This is a genomic window from Streptomyces nanshensis (assembly GCF_001751255.1).
GTDB classification, from domain to species: domain Bacteria; phylum Actinomycetota; class Actinomycetes; order Streptomycetales; family Streptomycetaceae; genus Streptomyces; species Streptomyces nanshensis_A.
This window is the reverse complement of sequence record NZ_LJGW01000162.1, coordinates 20370-37308: the sequence shown is the minus strand read 5'-3', so window position 1 is coordinate 37308 and position 16939 is coordinate 20370. Positions and strand designations below refer to the sequence as shown.

General features: G+C 70.4%; 17 protein-coding genes. 6 read left to right on the top strand and 11 right to left on the bottom strand.

The window, feature by feature from the left end:
* Positions 1-351: 351 nt before the first annotated feature.
* On the bottom strand, positions 352-1047 hold the full coding sequence (locus tag AN218_RS10245; RefSeq protein WP_070016472.1) for a DNA-3-methyladenine glycosylase: 696 nt from the start codon (positions 1045-1047) through the stop codon (positions 352-354).
* A gap of 121 nt (positions 1048-1168) precedes the next feature.
* Between AN218_RS10245 and AN218_RS10240 the strand changes: the two genes are divergently transcribed.
* On the top strand, positions 1169-1951 hold the full coding sequence (locus AN218_RS10240) for a sporulation protein (protein WP_070016471.1): 783 nt from the start codon (positions 1169-1171) through the stop codon (positions 1949-1951).
* 84 nt (positions 1952-2035) lie between these two features.
* Here the strand turns inward: AN218_RS10240 and AN218_RS10235 are convergent, their stop codons facing one another.
* Positions 2036-2476 (bottom strand): barstar family protein, encoded by a 441-nt coding sequence (locus AN218_RS10235; RefSeq protein WP_070016470.1) that lies wholly within the window; start codon positions 2474-2476, stop codon positions 2036-2038.
* A gap of 111 nt (positions 2477-2587) precedes the next feature.
* Here AN218_RS10235 and AN218_RS10230 point away from each other — a divergent pair, with 111 nt between their 5' ends.
* Together AN218_RS10230 and AN218_RS10225 are read left to right on the top strand one after the other, a co-directional pair.
* Entirely contained in the window at positions 2588-3121 is a 534-nt protein-coding gene (locus tag AN218_RS10230; RefSeq protein ID WP_070016469.1) for a YbhB/YbcL family Raf kinase inhibitor-like protein, read from the top strand.
* Positions 3122-3580: 459 nt separating this feature from the next.
* A complete protein-coding gene (locus tag AN218_RS10225) occupies positions 3581-4126 on the top strand; it encodes an HNH endonuclease (RefSeq protein ID WP_070016468.1) in 546 nt (181 codons plus the stop codon).
* A 67-nt stretch (positions 4127-4193) separates the two neighbouring features.
* On the opposite strand, the gene AN218_RS10220 is transcribed toward AN218_RS10225, so the two are convergent.
* The 4 genes from AN218_RS10220 to AN218_RS10205 form a co-directional block, all read right to left on the bottom strand.
* Positions 4194-4961, bottom strand: coding sequence for a sulfite exporter TauE/SafE family protein (locus tag AN218_RS10220; protein WP_070016478.1), 768 nt, complete (start codon positions 4959-4961; stop codon positions 4194-4196).
* Between the two features lie 120 nt (positions 4962-5081).
* The gene (locus AN218_RS10215) at positions 5082-6044 is read right to left on the bottom strand and encodes an SPFH domain-containing protein (RefSeq protein ID WP_070016467.1); all 963 of its coding nucleotides are present in this window, start codon (positions 6042-6044) and stop codon (positions 5082-5084) included.
* 106 nt (positions 6045-6150) lie between these two features.
* On the bottom strand, positions 6151-6576 hold the full coding sequence (locus tag AN218_RS10210; protein WP_070016466.1) for an NfeD family protein: 426 nt from the start codon (positions 6574-6576) through the stop codon (positions 6151-6153).
* Positions 6577-6597: 21 nt separating this feature from the next.
* Positions 6598-7389, bottom strand: a complete 792-nt coding sequence (locus tag AN218_RS10205) for an ABC transporter ATP-binding protein (RefSeq protein WP_070016465.1) — start codon at positions 7387-7389, stop codon at positions 6598-6600.
* Between the two features lie 106 nt (positions 7390-7495).
* On the opposite strand from AN218_RS10205, the gene AN218_RS10200 reads away from it, so the two are divergent.
* The gene (locus tag AN218_RS10200; protein ID WP_070016464.1) at positions 7496-8347 is read left to right on the top strand and encodes a hypothetical protein; all 852 of its coding nucleotides are present in this window, start codon (positions 7496-7498) and stop codon (positions 8345-8347) included.
* A gap of 46 nt (positions 8348-8393) precedes the next feature.
* Here AN218_RS10200 and AN218_RS10195 read toward each other — a convergent pair whose 3' ends face one another.
* Together AN218_RS10195 and AN218_RS10190 are read right to left on the bottom strand one after the other, a co-directional pair.
* Positions 8394-9038 carry a response regulator gene (locus tag AN218_RS10195; protein WP_070016463.1) on the bottom strand — a complete coding sequence of 215 codons (645 nt, stop codon included), beginning with the start codon at positions 9036-9038 and terminating at the stop codon, positions 8394-8396.
* Positions 9031-10236 carry a GAF domain-containing sensor histidine kinase gene (locus tag AN218_RS10190; protein WP_070016462.1) on the bottom strand — a complete coding sequence of 402 codons (1206 nt, stop codon included), beginning with the start codon at positions 10234-10236 and terminating at the stop codon, positions 9031-9033. The genes AN218_RS10195 and AN218_RS10190 overlap by 8 nt, the downstream gene beginning before the upstream one ends.
* 371 nt (positions 10237-10607) lie before the next feature.
* Here AN218_RS10190 and AN218_RS10185 point away from each other — a divergent pair, with 371 nt between their 5' ends.
* On the top strand, positions 10608-11300 hold the full coding sequence (locus AN218_RS10185) for an aggregation-promoting factor C-terminal-like domain-containing protein (protein WP_070016461.1): 693 nt from the start codon (positions 10608-10610) through the stop codon (positions 11298-11300).
* Positions 11301-11417: 117 nt separating this feature from the next.
* Here the strand turns inward: AN218_RS10185 and AN218_RS10180 are convergent, their stop codons facing one another.
* Entirely contained in the window at positions 11418-14156 is a 2739-nt protein-coding gene (locus AN218_RS10180) for an FHA domain-containing protein (RefSeq protein ID WP_070016460.1), read from the bottom strand.
* Positions 14157-14460: 304 nt separating this feature from the next.
* On the opposite strand from AN218_RS10180, the gene serB reads away from it, so the two are divergent.
* A complete protein-coding gene (gene serB / locus AN218_RS10175; RefSeq protein ID WP_070016459.1) occupies positions 14461-15723 on the top strand; it encodes a phosphoserine phosphatase SerB in 1263 nt (420 codons plus the stop codon).
* Positions 15724-15911: 188 nt separating this feature from the next.
* Here serB and AN218_RS10170 read toward each other — a convergent pair whose 3' ends face one another.
* On the bottom strand, positions 15912-16439 hold the full coding sequence (locus tag AN218_RS10170) for a SixA phosphatase family protein (RefSeq protein WP_070016458.1): 528 nt from the start codon (positions 16437-16439) through the stop codon (positions 15912-15914).
* Positions 16440-16524: 85 nt separating this feature from the next.
* The gene (locus AN218_RS10165) at positions 16525-16782 is read right to left on the bottom strand and encodes a hypothetical protein (RefSeq protein WP_070016457.1); all 258 of its coding nucleotides are present in this window, start codon (positions 16780-16782) and stop codon (positions 16525-16527) included.
* Between the last annotated feature and the right edge of the window lie 157 nt (positions 16783-16939).

Sequence of the window (16939 nt, the reverse complement as noted above, 5' to 3'; positions counted from 1 at the left end):
CGCTGTGAATCAAAGAAATAAACCCCACCCCCACCAACAAAAGCTGGTAAAGGGCCACGGGGCATCAACATATCTGGCGTTGACTTTTGGCACGCTGTTGAGTTCTCAAAGAACGGACGCTTCCATCACAACCCACTACAGGCCGCTCCGGGCGCTTCCCTCTCGGTGTCCACTACTTTAGCCGATTTCCTTGGAGGCTCCTAATCGGAGTCTCGGGCCTGATTTTCGGGCGCACCAAAAGGTGACCCCGTCAGGGAAATCGTAGAGTAGTGTTTGGTCACTTCCGGGGCTGCGTCTCCTCGGCCCGAAGGCCGTGGCTACCGCCTCTCCGTTTCAGCGACTCGGTCAACGTTAGGTCGTCCGTCCATCAGAGTCAAGCGACCCCCTACGGCGCCGTGGCTGGTGTGGCCGGTAAGGTCTCACCGTGGGGTCGCCGTCGATCCAGTAGCGCCAGGGGTGGACCGCTCCCGCTCCCCCGACGCCCGTGCGCGGGCCGCTCCGGATCTGCTCGGTGTCGTGGGCCTCACCAGCGAGGATGCTCAGCGGGGCGTGATCGTCGGTGGAGCAGACGTCGGTGCCGTTCAAGGTGCGGTCGACGTCGAGGGCGGTCGCGAGGCGGGCCGGGCCCTTGGCCAGTTCCGTGTCCTTGCGGGCCTTCGGGCGTCGCTTCCGTGCGGTGTCGTGGCCCGTGAGGACCTCGCCTGCCCGCAGCAGCACACCGCTCGCGTGGCCCTCGGGGCCGCAGACCAGGTTGAGGCTGAACCACATGCCGTAGATGAAGTAGACGTACGCGTGCCCGGGTGGGCCGAACATCGAGGCGTTGCGCTGCGTACGTCCCCGGTAGGCGTGGGAGCCGGGGTCGGCCTCTCCCGCGTACGCCTCGACCTCCGTGATGCGCAGGACGATCCGGCCGTCGGGCGCCGTGCGGACCAGATACCGACCCAGCAGCTCCGGGGCGACCTCGAGGACGGGGCGGTCGAAGAAGGACCGGTGCAGAGGTGTGTGGCCGTCGTCGTCCCATCGCGTACGGTCTCCGCCGGTGATCATGCCGACCGAGGGTAATGGAGGCCGGACCGGCTTCCGGGCGGTGGGCCGGAACCGTGGGGCGCCGCGGGGCGTACCTGTAGCGGAAGAGACGCACAGCAAGTGCCTGGGAGGGACTGGAGAGATGGGTTTCAAGAAGCTGTTCGCGAGCTTGGGGGTCGGGAGTGCGTCCGTGGACACGGTGCTTCACGAGCCGAACGTGGTGCCCGGCGGTGTCGTACAGGGAGAGGTGCACATCGAGGCCGGGGCCGTGGACCAGCAGATCCAGGGGCTGTCCGTCGGGCTCATGGCGAGGGTCGAGGTCGAGACGAACGACGGCGAGCTGAAGCAGAACATCGAGTTCGGACGGCAGAAGCTCGGCGGTGAGCTGGCGCTGAAGGAGGGTGCGCGGCACACGGTGCCGTTCCGGCTGGAGGTGCCGTGGGAGACGCCGATCACGATGTTCATGGGGCAGCAGCTCACGGGCATGAGCATCGGGGTCTCGACGGAGCTCGCCATCGCCCAGGCCATCGACTCCACGGACATCGACCCCGTCAACGTCCATGCGCTCCCCGCCCAGCAGGCGATCCTCGACTCGTTCGGGACGCTCGGCTTCCGCTTCAAGTCGGCCGACATGGAGAAGGGGCGGATCCGGGGGACGCGGCAGCAGCTTCCCTTCTACCAGGAGATCGAGTTCATCGCGCCGGCGCAGTACCGGGGGCTCTCGCAGGTCGAGCTGTCGTTCATCGCCGACGGGCATCAGATGGACGTCGTGATGGAGATGGACAAGACGCCGGGGCTGTTCACCGGGGGCAGTGACTCGTACCGGGCGTTCCAGGTGGATCTGAACGACTTCCACCGGACCGACTGGACGGCCTTCATCAACCAGTGGCTCACGGAGGTCGGGGGACGCCGCAACTGGCTGTGAGGCCGGGGGTGTTCCGCGCCGTCCGTTCGTCGGCGGCCCCGTCCGAGGGGCGGGGCCGCCGAGATGGAACCGGTCCTGGGGAAGTCAGCCGAGGAGGACGGAGAGCGGGGCATCCCGTACGGCCCAGTAGCCGACCGCTGCCGTGAAGACGTTCACGGCGGTGGCGGCGGAGGTCGGGTCCGCCAGTTCGAAGGCGGGCCAGCCGGCCGTCATCAGCAGATAACCGTCGGTCTCCCCCCACCAGGAGAGGTCGGTGAGGGAGTCGGCGAGGGCGTCCCAGTTGTGGCCGAACCAGCCGGGGAGTTCGAGGCCGGTGGCGCAGCGGTTCATGAACTCGGCCTTGTCGGTGACATCGCTGAGGTCGATGACGGCGCCGGTCCAGTTCGCGGCGTCCGCCTGCATCAGGACGTCGGGGCCGACGGACTCACAGCGGTAGACACCGGGAGGCACCGTGCCTTCGAAGAGGCCCGGTAGACCGCCGTCGGGCAGTTCGGGCAGTTCGGGGAGGTCCACGGGACTGGTCATCGTCGCACCACCGCTTCGAGATCTCGTCGTCCGTCCCATGGTGGCAAAGAGCACGTGAAGGGCTCGTTAGGCTGGCCGGTGCAGCGATTCGCGCCATCAGGAGGTATCGACGTGACCGACCAGAAGCGACCGCCGCTCCCGCACGACTTCCATCCGCCCGTCGCCTCGTTCCAGGTGGTGAGCGACGATGTGTCGGAGGGCGGACGGCTGCGTCCGGAGCAGCTCTACGCGGAGGGGAACATCTCCCCTCATCTGCGCTGGGAGGGCTTCCCCGCGGAGACGCGGAGCTTCGCCGTGACGTGCTTCGACCCCGACGCCCCGACGGGCAGCGGCTTCTGGCACTGGTCCGTCTTCGACATCCCCGTCTCCGTCACGGAGCTGCCGGCCGGAGCCGGGACCGGGTCGATGGAGGGGCTGCCGGAGGGCGCCGTACATGTACGGAACGACTTCGGTACGCGGGACTTCGGCGGGGCCGCTCCGCCGCCCGGCGACGGGCCGCACCGCTACGTCTTCACGGTGTACGCCGTACAGGACGAGAAGCTCGGGCCGGACGCCGACGGGTCGCCGGCCTTCGTCGGGTTCAATCTGCGCTTCAAGACGATCGGGCGGGCCCAGCTCATCGGGCTGCACGAGGAGACCGCCTGAAATTCCTTTGCGCCCCGTCGTTCCCCGCTCGCACAGTGGTGCCGGGCAGTCGGCACCGCACTGCGGGGGCGGCGGGGCGCCTGTGTCTGCGTCTGCCATCCGCCGGAGCCTGGCCGGGGGCCGGCGACCGCGCCGACTGCCCTTTGGACGCGGGCAGTTGGACACGTACGGGTGGTGTGCGTGTACAGGGTCGTGGCTCGCGTCTCTTTCCCGGGTGACAGCCGGCGCCACCGCTGAATTGCGGGGCTCTCGTCCGTAGCGGCCTTCCGTCGCGGTCCGTTTCCCCTTCTTACCCTGCCGTTTCTCCTCTTCCTCTTCTTCCTCTTGCTCTTCTGTTTCTCCGTCCGTCGCCGACCTCCTTGCGGCGGGCGGAAATTGCGTTGTCCGGTGATTTCCACGGCGGCAGAGTGGAGCCACCGCACCGCCGCAGGGGCGGGAGCGAAACGGGAGGTGGTGGGGATGCGCGAGACGCTGATCCTGAATGCCGGGTTCGAACCGCTGTCGACTGTCTCGCTCCGCCGGGCCGTGGTGCTGGTCATGCAGGACAAGGCCGTCGTCGAGCACGCTCATCCGGGGCTCCGCGTACGGGCCGCCGACGTCGATCTCCCCGTACCGCAGGTGATCAGGCTCCGCAGATACGTCCGCGTGCCGTTCCGACAACGGGCGCCGTGGTCGCGGCGCGGAGTCCTCGTACGGGACCGGCACCGGTGCGCGTACTGCGGGCGCCGGGCGACCACGGTGGACCACATCGTGCCGCGGTCGCAGGGCGGCGGCGACACCTGGCTCAACACCGTCGCGGCGTGTGCCGCGGACAACCACCGCAAGGCGGACCGGACGCCCGCGCAGGCCGGAATGGCGCTGTCGGTCAAGCCGTTCGCGCCGACTCCGGCCGACGCGCTGCTGCTCGCCCTGGGGTTCCGGAACGGTGAGGGGCTGCCGGAGTGGCTCGCGGTGCCCGGCGGGCCCGTCCCCGTCTCCGCGCCCGCGCTGCCCGCGAGCGCCTGACCGCGGGTGTCGCACCCCGGCTCGTACGGGAGCACCCGGCAGCGCGGGAGAACGCCGACAGGCGTGCTCAGTGCAGCAGTTGGTGAACGATCGCCGCCGCTCCGACGGCGACGACGATGGCCCGCAGCGCGGTGGGCGACAGTCTGCGTCCCACGAAGGCGCCGAACTGGCCGCCGACCGCGCTGCCGGCCGCGATGAGTACGACCGCGAGCCAGTCGAAGTCGGCGACGAAGAGGAAGAAGACGGCGGCGGTCGCGTTGACGAGGGCGCCGAGGACGTTCTTCACCGCGTTGATGCGTTGCAGCGTCTCGTCGAGGAACAGCCCCATGAGGGCGAGGTAGATGATGCCCTGGGCGGCGCCGAAGTAGCCCCCGTAGGCGCTGGCGGCGAGCAGCCCGGCCGAGAGCGGTACGCCGCCGTCGGGACGTGCCGCACGGCCGTGCTTCTCGCGGCGGCGCCCGGCGACGCGGGCCAGCCACGGCTGCACGATCACCAGGACCAGCGCGATGCCGATGAGCACCGGGACGATCATGTCGAAGGCGCTGCTGGGCAGGGCCACCAGCAGCACCGCTCCGGCCAGTCCGCCGACGAGGGCCACGCCGCTCAGCAGCAGCACCCGCCGCCGCTGGCCGCGCAGTTCGCGCCGGTAGCCGATGGCGCCGCTGACCGATCCGGGGACGAGTCCGAGCGCGTTGGAGACGTTCGCCGTGACGGGCGGCAGGCCGACCGCGAGCAGCACCGGGAACGTCAGCAGCGTGCCCGAGCCGACGACGGTGTTGATGGCGCCCGCACCGAGGCCCGCGGCGCAGACCGCGATCGCCTCCCAGATCGTCACGCGAAGCCCCTCCGAGATCAGTGCCGTACGCACCGATCATGCCGGAGGGGCTGATGACGTGGTCATCCGGGGTCCCGGTTCGGGTCCGGGGCCCGGTCGACGGGTCGTCGGGTCGTCGGGTCAGTCGAGCTTCGGGCTCTCGCGCGGGGGCTTGACCATGCCGGCCGCCGCGCCTCCGCCCCCGCCGCCGGAACCGCCGTTGCCGCCGCCCGGCTTGAAGCCGTCCAGGGCACCGCCCAGACCCTTGAGCGCGTCGCCGATCTCGCTGGGCACGATCCAGAGCTTGTTGGCATCGCCCTCGGCGATCTTCGGCAGCATCTGGAGGTACTGGTACGAGAGCAGCTTCTGGTCCGGGTCGCCGGCGTGGATGGACTCGAAGACCGTACGGATGGCCTGCGCCTCACCTTCGGCGCGGAGGGCGGCGGAGCGTGCCTCACCTTCCGCCCGGAGGATCGAGGACTGCTTCTCGCCCTCCGCGGTGAGGATCTGCGACTGCCGTACACCTTCCGCCTGGAGGATCGCCGCGCGCTTGTCGCGGTCGGCGCGCATCTGCTTCTCCATCGAGTCCTGGATGGACGTCGGCGGCTCGATGGCCTTCAGCTCCACGCGGTTGACGCGGATGCCCCACTTTCCGGTGGCCTCGTCGAGCACGCCGCGCAGCGCCGCGTTGATCTCCTCGCGGGAGGTGAGGGTCCGCTCCAGGTCCATGCCGCCGATGATGTTCCGCAGCGTGGTCACGGTGAGCTGCTCGATCGCCTGGATGTAGCTGGCGACTTCGTACGTGGCGGCGCGGGCGTCCGTCACCTGGTAATAGATGACGGTGTCGATGTTGACCACCAGGTTGTCCTGGGTGATCACGGGCTGCGGGGGGAACGGGACGACCTGTTCGCGGAGGTCGACCCGGTTGCGGACGGTGTCGATGAACGGCACCACGATGTTCAGACCCGCGTTGAGGGTGCGGGTGTAGCGGCCGAAGCGCTCGACGATGGCGGCGCTCGCCTGCGGAATGACCTGGATCGTCTTGATGAGTGCGATGAAGACCAGCACCACCAGGATGATCAGGACAATGATGATGGCGTCCATCCGCCCCCCTGCCTGTGTGTCACTGCTATGACGTCGTCGGCCGATGACAATCGTCCCACCGCAAGTCGCCGTGTACTCGCGGTTGTTAGGCCCGGCCGCTGCCTGATCATCCCATCACGACCGCGGTCGCGCCGTCGATCTCCACCACATCCACCTGGGAGCCCGGCTCGTACGCCGCCTGCGAGTCCAGCGCCCGTGCCGACCAGACCTCGCCCGCGAGCTTTATCCGGCCGCCCTGCCCGTCCACCCGCTCCAGCACCATGGCCTGGCGGCCCGTCAGTGCGTCGACGCCGCTGCTGAGCTTCGGGTGCTGCTGCCGGGAGCGCCGGGCGATCGGCTGTACGACGGCGATGAGCGCCGAAGAGACGACGGCGAAGACGATGACCTGGGCCACCATGCCGCCGCCGAGCGCGGCCGTCACGGCACCGGCGACACCGCCCACGGCGAGCATCCCGAACTCGGGCATCGCGGTGAGGACGAGCGGAATTCCCAGCCCCACGGCGGCGATCAGCCACCAGATCCATGCATCCACGCGTCCATGGTAGGCGCGCGATCAGCCGAGGGGCAGACCCTGAGCCGTCCAGCGATCGCCCCGCTTCTCCACCACGAGCGGCAGCCCGAAGCAGCGCGAGAGGTTGCGCGAGGTCAGCTCCGTCTCCAGCGGTCCGGCAGCGAGCACCTGCCCCTGACGGATCATCAGCACATGTGTGAACCCCGGGGCGATCTCCTCGACATGGTGCGTGACCATGATCATGGACGGTGCGTACGGGTCGCGCGCGAGGCGGCCCAGCCGGCGCACCAGGTCCTCGCGGCCGCCGAGGTCCAGACCGGCCGCCGGCTCGTCCAGCAGCAGCAGTTCGGGGTCGGTCATCATGGCGCGGGCGATGAGGGTGCGCTTGCGTTCGCCCTCGGAGAGGGTGCCGAACGTGCGGTCCAGGTAGTCGGTCATGCCGAGCCGGTCGAGGAAGGCGCGTGCGCGCTCCTCGTCCATCTCCTCGTACTCCTCCTGCCAGTGCGCCGTCATGCCGTACGCGGCGGTGAGCACCGTGCGCAGCACGGTCTGGGAGCGGGGCAGCTTGTCCGCCATGGCGATGCCGGCGATGCCGATGCGGGGGCGGAGTTCGAAGACGTCGACGGCGCCGAGTCTGTCGCCGAGGACGGTGGCCTGGCCCGTGCTGGGGAAGAGGTAGCTGGAGGCGAGGTTGAGCAACGTGGTCTTGCCGGCGCCGTTGGGACCGAGAATGACCCACCGTTCGCCCTCTTTGACCGACCAGGAGACATCGTCCAGCAGAGCGTGGCCATCGCGGACCACTGATACGTCCACCAGCTCCAGTACTTCGCTCATGAGCGCGTTGTCTCCCAATGCAGTCGCCGTTACCCGTGCCTTGTGAGCAGAGTCCCCGGCCAAACCTACGCCACGCGTTCGAGGGTGCGTTCCCTAGGCTGGGCACATGCTCGATGAACCGCGTTCGGGACGCCTGGCCGCCTGGGGAAACGCTCTGCTCGCCGCGCTGGCGCCGCCCGACGACGCCGCACAGCACATCGTCGGGGAGGACGCCTCGCACCGCGTGGTGGGGCTTCCCACATCGTCCGGTCCGTACGCCGGAGAGGAAGCGGAACCCGTCGGTCTGACACTGGCGCTGGGGCGGCTGCGGTCGCTGGGTGCGCAGGGGCTGCGGGTCGCACTGCCCGTACCGGGGCATCCGCTGGGGCTGAGCGGGCCGCCGGAGTTCAACTCCCGTGCCCTGGAGGCCGGTGAGGCCGTGATCGCGACGGGCACGGGCACGGGTCTGGTGCCCGAGGTGTACGAGGTGGGCCCGGCGGGCGACGTGCACGCGGAGGTCCTGTGGCACTGCCTGCCCGTACGGGAGGGACCGCCGGCGGACGTGCCGTCGCTGGGCGAGGCGGAACGCGAACTGGCCGAGGCGATGCGGGAGGCCACCGATGTCCTCACGAAGCTGGACGTGGCCGGTTCGGGACCGGTGGCGGACGCGGCGCTGGAGGCGTACCGGGCGCGCATGGAGGCGGGACGGCGGCTGCTGGCGCCGGGCTATCCGCCGCGTGCGGTGCGGGTGCTGGAGCTGGCGCAGCGGGTGCGGGCGCTCGTCGCGATCGCGTACGGGGACGAGAGCGGCGAGGACGGCGGCGGCTGGGGCGACGGCCGGGAGCACGGCGGTGCGGTGAGCGCCTCGCAGATCGCGGCGCGTGCGGAGGCGCTGCGGCCGGTGGAGCGTACGGCGAGGCGGGCGCAGGTCGCGGCGTACAACGCCTATGCGGAGGAGCTGGAGCGCAGGGGGCTGTGAGGCGGCCCGGCCGCCGAACGGGCCGCCAACCGGACCCGTAGCCGCGTCAGTTGGTCATTCCGTGCCGTACGGCCCACAGGGCCGCTTGCGTACGGTCGGCGAGGTCGAGCTTCATCAGGATGTTCGACACATGGGTCTTCACCGTCTTCTCGGAGAGCACCAGGGTCCTGGCGATCTCCCGGTTGGAGCGTCCGTCGGCGATCAACTCCAGCACCTCGCCCTCGCGTTCGGTGAGGACGGACCCGCGTCCGGAGCCGGCGCCTCCGCCCGCCTCGTCCGAGAGCAGCGCCCCGGCGACCTCCGGCTGGAGAAGGACGTGGCCCGCGTGTATGGAACGGATGGCTCCGGCGAGGGCGTCGGGGTCGACGTCCTTGTAGACGTAGCCGGCGGCACCGGCGCGCAGGGCGGGCACGACCGTGCGCTGCTCCGTGAAGCTGGTGACGACGAGGACCCGTGCCGCGTTCTCCAGCCGCCGCAGCTCCCGCAGCGCCTCGATGCCGTCCGTGCCGGGCATCTTGACGTCCATGAGGACGATGTCGGGCCGCAACTCCTCGGCGCGGGCGACTCCTTCGGCACCGTCCGCGGCCTCGCCGACGACCTCGATGTCGTCCTGGACCTCCAGGAACGTGCGCAGTCCGCGCCGTACGACCTGGTGGTCGTCGACGATCAGCACACGGATCGGGTCAGCCACCGGGCACCTCCAGCTCGATCACGGCTCCCTTGCCCGGCTCGGACTCGACGGTCAGGGTGCCGCCGACGCCGCTCGCCCTGTCCCGCATCGAGACCAGGCCCAGATGGCGTCCGGCCTTGCGTACGGCGCGCGGATCGAAGCCGCGGCCGTCGTCGCTGACGCGCAGCAGCGTGCCGCCTCCGCCCGCGCCGCCGTGGACGAGGGTGACGGCGACCCGTGAAGCACCGGCGTGCCGCAGAGCGTTGTGCAGGGCCTCCTGTGCGACGCGCAGCAGCGCCTCCTCCTGCGCGGCGGGCAGCGCGCGCGGCGCTCCCTCGCCGGCGAAGGTGACCTTCGCGGAGTGCGCGCGGTCGAGCACCTGGGTCTGGGTGCGCAGCGTGGCGACGAGGCCGTCCTCGTCGAGCGCCGCCGGACGCAGCTCGACGACGGCGGCGCGCAGCTCCTCCGACGCCTCGGCGGCGAGCCGGCCGATCTCGTGCAGCTCGTCCTTGGCGCGCTCGGGGTCGCGGTCGATCAACGCGGTGGCGGCCTGGGCGGTGAGGCGGAGCGAGAAGAGCTTCTGTGCGACGGCGTCGTGCAGCTCGTGGCCGATACGGGCGCGCTCGCCGGCGATCGTCAGCTCGCGGCTGCGCTCGTAGAGGCGGGCGTTGGTGAGGGCGATGGCCGCGTGCTGGGCCAGAAGGCGCAGCAGCCGCTCGTCCTCCTCGGTGAACGCGCAGCCGCGTACGGGGACTTCCTCCGGCGGCCGTACGGGCCGCTCCCCCTGCGCGCTCCGCTCGGTCGGCGGGCCGCACTTCTTGTTGGCGAGGAAGAGCGCGCCCAGCACCTCCTCGCCGTCCGCGATGGGCATCCCGAGGAAGTCCGCGAGCTCCGGATGGGCGCGCGGCCAGCCCTCGAACCGCGGGTCCTTCCGTACGTCCGCGAGCCGCTGCGGTTTGGCCTCGTGGAGCATCGCGGCGAGGACGCCGTGCTGCCGGGGCAGCGGGCCGATGGCCTTCCACTGCTGGTCGGAGACGCCGTCCACCACGAACTGGGCGAAGCCGCCGTGGTCGTCGGGGACGCCCAGGGCGGCGTACTCCGCGTCCAGCAGCTCGCGGGCCGAGGCGACGATCGTCTGCAGGACGTCGCGCACTTCGAGCTGACGGTTCATCGAGAGGATCGCGGCGCTGACGGCGCCGAGCCCTGAGCTGCGGAGCATGCGTCAAACGTACTCGCGGGAGAGGCCCCGTGGATCGGGCCCGGGGCGGGGTGGTTGCGGGGGTCTCAGGACCTAGGACCAGGGACCAGCGGTGTGACCCTGCGTTTATCCCTTCTACACACTGCGTAAGTGTATCCGGTGTGCGGTGTGAGTCGCCGCATAGGACCCAGATCACTTACGAAGCTGCTTAGTAGACGTGGCCCACTGACCGGACGTGCAGCGCTGGCACGTCAAGACATCCGCTCTGCTCCGAATCCACTATCAAAGTTAGTAATGGTGATTTTTGCCCGGTGACTGACGGCAGCCGAGAATGTCTGCCGCCGTAGCGGCCACCGCCGCTGCGGTCCGCGAACTGGAAGAGGTTTCCTCCCATGAGCGTTCCCAATCCCGAACGCCACGGCAGGCTGTCCCGTCTGCACAAGATCTCTGCGGCCACCGGTGTCGCAGCCGTCGGTGTCACCGCTTTCGCGTTCACCGTCGTACCAGGTCAGAAGAGCAGCGGGAGCGTGACTGCCGGATCGGAGATGGCTGCCAAGCCCGTCGCACTGCAGACCGCCGCGGACGGCCCGGCCGAGCAGAAGGCGGGCATCGACGCCCAGACCTCCGCGGCCGACGGCCGCGCGCGTGCCGACGCCAAGGCGGAGGCGCGCAAGAAGGCCGAGGCGCGGGCGAAGGCGCGGCACGAGGAGGCCGTGAAGCAAGCGGAGCGGGAGCGGGAGCGCAAGCAGGCGGCGAGCCGCTCGACGGAGCGCAGCAAGGCCGCCACGTCGGCGCCGTCGGGGTCGCCGCAGCAGATCGCGCGCCAGATCATCGGGGACGAGTCCCAGTTCCAGTGCTTCTCGCAGATCGTCGAGCGGGAGAGCGGCTGGGACGTGCACGCGCAGAACCCCAGCGGAGCGTACGGACTGGTGCAGGCGCTGCCCGGGTCCAAGATGTCCTCGGCCGGGCCGGACTGGCGCAACAGCGCGGCCACGCAGGTCAAGTGGGGGCTGAACTACATGAAGGACCGGTACGGCAGCCCGTGCGGCGCGTGGTCCTTCTGGCAGTCCAACAACTGGTACTGATCCGGCGGGAGTTGGACCGGGCGTCACAGCCCGCGTAAGACAGCACGAGGCGGCGGCATCCCTCGCGGGTGCCGCCGCCGTCGTGCGGGCGCCGGGGCGGTCCTCGCCGCCCGGCGGCTACTTGCGCATGACCTCCGGCTCGTGGCGGCGCAGCAGCCGGGCCACGACGAAGACCAGGGCCACGCCGAGGCCGAGCAGCACCGTCATGTCCAGGACGTACGTGCCCGCGGTGTGCTCCCACAGCGGGTCCGGGTTGCCCTTCTCCCACGGCAGCAGCGTGTTCATGTCGGCGGTCGCGCCCATCGCGGCCACGGCCCAGCGCGAGGGCATCAGCCACGAGAGCTGGCCCACGCCGAGGGTGTCGAAGAGCTGGAACAGCACGCCGGTGAAGACGACTTGGACGATGGCGAACATCACCAGCAGCGGCATCGTCTTCTCCGCCGTCTTGACCAGCGAGGAGATGATCAGGCCGAACATCATCGACGTGAAGCCGAGGACGATCACGGCGGCCGCCATCTCCACCGCCGGCTGGTTCTCGGCGATGACGCCCTCCGCCGGCAGTTCGCGCGGTACGAAGCCGATGGCGGAGATGATCACGCCCTGGAGGGCGGTGACGAGGCCGAGCACGAGCACCTTGGACATCAGATACGCCGACCGCGAGAGGCCGGTGGCCCGTTCGCGCTCGTAGATGACCCGCTCCTTGATCAGCTCCCGTACGGAGTTGGCCGCGCCCGAGAAGCACATGCCGACGGCGAGGATGAGCATGATCGTGCTGGCGTCGCGGTTCGTTCTGCCGTTCTTCAACGGCCCGTAGCCCAGGCCGTAGTCGCTCGGGATCAGGGTGCTCACCCCGCCGAGGACGAGGGGCAGGATCACCGTCAGCGCGAGGAAGCCCTTGTCGGAGGCGATGACGGAGGTGTAGCGGCGTACCAGCGTCCAGAACTGCGAGCCCCAGCTCTGCGGCTTCTGCGTACGGGCGGGCGGCGCCTGGACCTGCTGAGCCTGCTGCGGGCCGACGGAGTCGAGGTCGGCCGCGTACATCTGGTAGTGCTGCGAGCCGTGCCAGCGGCCCATCCAGTCGTAGTCGCGGTAGTTCTCGAAGGCCGAGAAGACGTCGGCCCAGGTGCCGTAGCCGAAGAAGTTCAGCGCCTCCGCGGGCGGGCCGAAGTAGGCGACGCCGCCGCCGGGCGCCATCACCAACAGCTTGTCGCACAGGCCGAGTTCGGCCACGGAGTGGGTGACGACGAGGACCGTGCGGCCGTCGTCGGCGAGGCCGCGCAGGAGCTGCATGACGTCGCGGTCCATGCCCGGGTCGAGGCCGGAGGTCGGCTCGTCCAGGAAGATCAGCGACGGCTTCGTCAGCAGCTCCAGGGCGACGGAGACGCGCTTGCGCTGGCCACCGGAGAGGGAGGTGACCTTCTTGTCGGCGTGGATGTCCAGCTTGAGTTCGGCGAGCACCTCCTCCACGCGGGCGTTGCGCTCGGCCTCGGCGACGTCGCCGGGGAAGCGCAGCCGGGCCGCGTAGCGCAGGGCGGTGCGGACCCGCAGCTCCTTGTGGAGGATGTCGTCCTGCGGGACGAGGCCGATGCGCTGCCGCAGTTCGGCGAAGTGCTGGTAGAGGTTCCGGTTGTCGTAGAGGACCTCGCCGACGTCGGCCGGGCGGTAGCCGGTGAGCGCGCGCAGCAGCGTCGACTTGCCCGAGCCGGACGGGCCGATGACGCCGATGAGCGACTTCTCCGGGACGCCGAAGGTGACGTTGTTGAGGATGACCTTCCCGCCGTCGACCTTCACCGTGAGGTGGCGTGCCGAGAAGGAGACCTCGCCGGTGTCGACGAACTCCTCCAGCCGGTCGCCGACGAGGCGGAAGGCGGAGTGGCCGACGCCCACGGTGTCCTGCGGAGTGATCACCGCGGAGCCGGACTTGGGCAGCGGCTGGCCGTTGACGTACGTGCCGTTGTGCGAGCCGAGGTCGTGGATCTCGTAGCGCCCGTCGGGCGAGGCGTGGAACTCCGCGTGGTGGCGGGAGACCTGGAGGTCCGAGACGACCAGTTCGTTCTCCAGGGCACGGCCGATACGCATGACGCGGCCCACGGCGAGCTGGTGGAAGGTGGTCGGGCTGCGGTCGCCGCCCGGTGAACCGCCGGGAGTTCCGGCCGGCGCACTGCCCGGTGCACCGCCGCCCTGTGCTCCCTGCGCCGGTATTCCGCCGCCCCGCTGCGGGCCGGGGCCCATGGACTGGAGGGCCGCCTGGCCGCTCTGCTGCGGGTAGCCGTAGCCCTGCTGCTGCGACGGGACGCCCGTGTGCTGCTGCGGCTGCGGCTGTTGCTGAGGTTGCTGCTGCGGCTGGTGCGGCTGCTGTTGAGGCTGCTGCCAGCCGGGGTGCTGTGGCTGTTGTTGCGGCTGCGGCTGTTGTTGAGGCTGCGGCTGCTGCTGCCAGCCCTGGGCCTGTGCCGGGCCCGCCGCGGCCTGCGCCGGCTGTGGCTGCGCTCCCCCGGCCTGCTGCGCCCCGGGTACGGCGGCCTGCTGCCCGCCGGTCACCCCGGCGACGGGCGCCTGTGCCGCGCCGCCGCCCGAGAGGTCGAGCCGCGGGCCGTCGGTGGCGTTCCCCAAGTGCACGCTCATGCCCGGGCGTAGCTCAACCTGCTGGATGCGCTGCCCTTTCACGTACGTGCCGTTGGTGCTGCCCTGGTCCTCGATGACCCAGGTGTGACCGCCCCATCGCACGACGGCGTGCCGCCAGGAGACCCTGGCGTCGTCGATGACCACGTCCCCCTGCGGATCGCGCCCCACGCGATACGGTCTCGACGGGTCGAGAGACCAGGTTTGTCCGTTCAATTCCAGTACGAGTTCCGGCACTCCATGCCCCACAAAGTTGTCCCCCGAGTGACTCCCTGCGCGGGGAGCCTAGGGATGGCGAACATCGTGAGGAACTATTTCAGGCCCGGGGCCCGGACAGGAAGTCGCCCCATGTCACAACCCCACGTCAGCCGTGACAGGTCCGAGACAGCCGCTCGCGGTACGGGGGAACGCCCCGCTCGGCGCGGTCGGCGGACCCCTCACGCCCGGCCCGTCCCGTCCGGCAGTTCGGCGGAGAGCTTGCCGGGAACCGGGAGCCCCCGGGGGGTGTACCGCGCCCCGCAGCGATACCGTTGACAGCACCATGACCTCATCGCCGGCCACCCCGCCTTCGTACGCCGACACCCCCACCGTCCTGGTGAAGATCTTCGGAAGGGACCGGCCCGGCATCACGGCCGGACTGTTCGAGACCCTCGCCGCGTTCGCCGTCGAAGTCGTCGACATCGAACAGCTCGTGACCCGTGGCCGCATCACGCTGTGCGCCCTGGTCACCGCCCCGGGCGCGGGCCCCGGAGCCGCCGCCGCGCACACCACCGCGAGCGAGGGCGAACTGCGGGCCACCGTGCACGGCTGGGCCGAGTCGATGGGACTCCAGGCCGAGATCATCTCGGGTACGGGCGACAACCAGCCGCGTGGCACCGGGCGTTCGCACGTCACGGTGCTCGGGCAGCCGCTCACCGCCGGTTCGACGGCCACGATCGCCGCGAGCATCACAGCCACCGGCGGCAACATCGACCGCATCTTCCGGCTCGCCAAGTACCCCGTCACGGCAGTGGAGTTCGACGTCTCCGGCGCGGAGACGCCCATGCTGCGCACGGCTCTTGCGCTGGAGGCCGCCAAGCACGGCGTCGACATCGCGGTCGTCGCCTCCGGGCTCCAGCGCCGCGCGCAGCGGCTGGTCGTGATGGACGTCGACTCGACGCTCATCCAGGACGAGGTGATCGAACTCTTCGCGGCGCACGCACAGTGCGAGGACGAGGTCGCCGAGGTCACCGCCCGCGCGATGAGCGGCGAGCTGGACTTCGCGCAGTCCCTGCACGCGCGGGTCGCGCTGCTGAAGGGCCTGGACGTCTCGGTCGTGGACAAGGTGCGCAAGGACGTACGGCTCACGCCCGGCGCGCGCACCCTCGTACGGACGCTGAAGCGCCTCGGGTACCAAGTGGGCGTCGTCTCGGGCGGGTTCACACAGATCACCGACGCGCTCCGGGACGAGCTGGGCCTCGACTTCGCCGCCGCCAACACCCTGGAGGTCGTGGACGGCAAGCTCACCGGCCGCGTCACCGGCGACATCGTGGACCGCGAGGGCAAGGCGCGGCTGCTGCGCCGCTTCGCCTCGGAGGCGGGCGTACCGCTGGCGCAGACCGTCGCGATCGGCGACGGCGCCAACGACCTCGGGATGCTCAACGCAGCAGGTCTCGGCGTCGCGTTCAACGCCAAGCCGGTGGTACGGGAGGCCGCGCACACCGCCGTCAACGTGCCCTTCCTGGACACCGTCCTGTATCTGCTCGGGGTGACGCGCGAAGAGGTCGAGGCCGCCGACTGCGACGGCGAGGACGACGAGGACTGACGGCGGGGACGGACGGCCCTGGCCGATCGCCGCACGGGCCCGGTCCGGTCAACTGCCCTGCCGCAGACGAGGATTCGCCGTGTCACGTACGTACCGGAGACGCCGGTGACCCCCGGCCCGTACGGCCAGGGGTCACCACGTAGCAGAGGCCGTCGGGCGCACGCGGCGTACCGCGCCCCGACGTGCGGTCACTCCGGCGGCTCGTGCGGCTCCCAGTAGTCGGTGAGCGTCGCGACGCCGGGCTCGACGGACTTCCACGAACCGTCGAAGCGCAGCACGGCGACGGTGGAGGTGGGGAAGCCGTTGCGCGTCATGCGCTCCAGGGCGTCACCGTCGGAGTCGGCGGTCAGCACCTCCGCGACCCCCTGGATACCGGGGTTGTGGCCGATGACGAGCAGATCCGTGACGTCCTCCGAGACGTCGTTGAGTACGGCGATGATCTCGCCCGGAGAGGCCTCGTACAGCCGCTCCTCGTACACGGTCTTGGGGCGCTGCGGCAGGTGGTGAGCGGCCAGTCTCCACGTCTCACGGGTGCGGACGGCGGTCGAGCAGAGGGTCAGTCCGGGGGCGATGCCGTGGGCGGCGAGCCACTCACCGATCGCCGGGGCGTCCTTGCGGCCGCGGTCCGCGAGAGGGCGTTCGTGGTCTGCCACATCGGGCCAGTCGGCCTTGGCGTGCCGGACAAGGACGATACTGCGGGGCACATCGACGCTCATGTTCTCCAGCTTCGCACGAAACGCGGTGCGGGGCGGAGGGTGTTGACGGTGTACGGACCGGTGCGGGGCTGACGTCTCCCGTTCGTCAGCCCAGCAGTGCCTGTGCCACTCGTTCCAGTACGACGGCGACGACCTCTCCCCCGGCGCCCTCCGCGCGCTGCTGTGCGGCGCTCGCCTCGGTGCCGCCGAGCAGCAGGGTCAGCAGCAGCGCGAAGGCCAGTACGGGAAGTGCCGCGGCCCACCACGGCAGCCGCGTACCGTACGCGGCCGGGGGCGGGGCGTGCTGTCGTGCGGCCGGCCCCGGAGATCCCTGGCGGCGGCTGCGGAATCGGGCCCTGGTCATGGACTCGCCTCCCTGTTCCGTACGTCGTCGGCGTCTGATCCGACGCTACGGAGGCGCACGTCCGCGGCCCATCCGGTGACCCACCCACTTCCCCCTGACTCAGCCCCCCTAGGGGTGGTGGGGCAGGCACCACCCCCGTCGTGAACGAGCGAGGTCA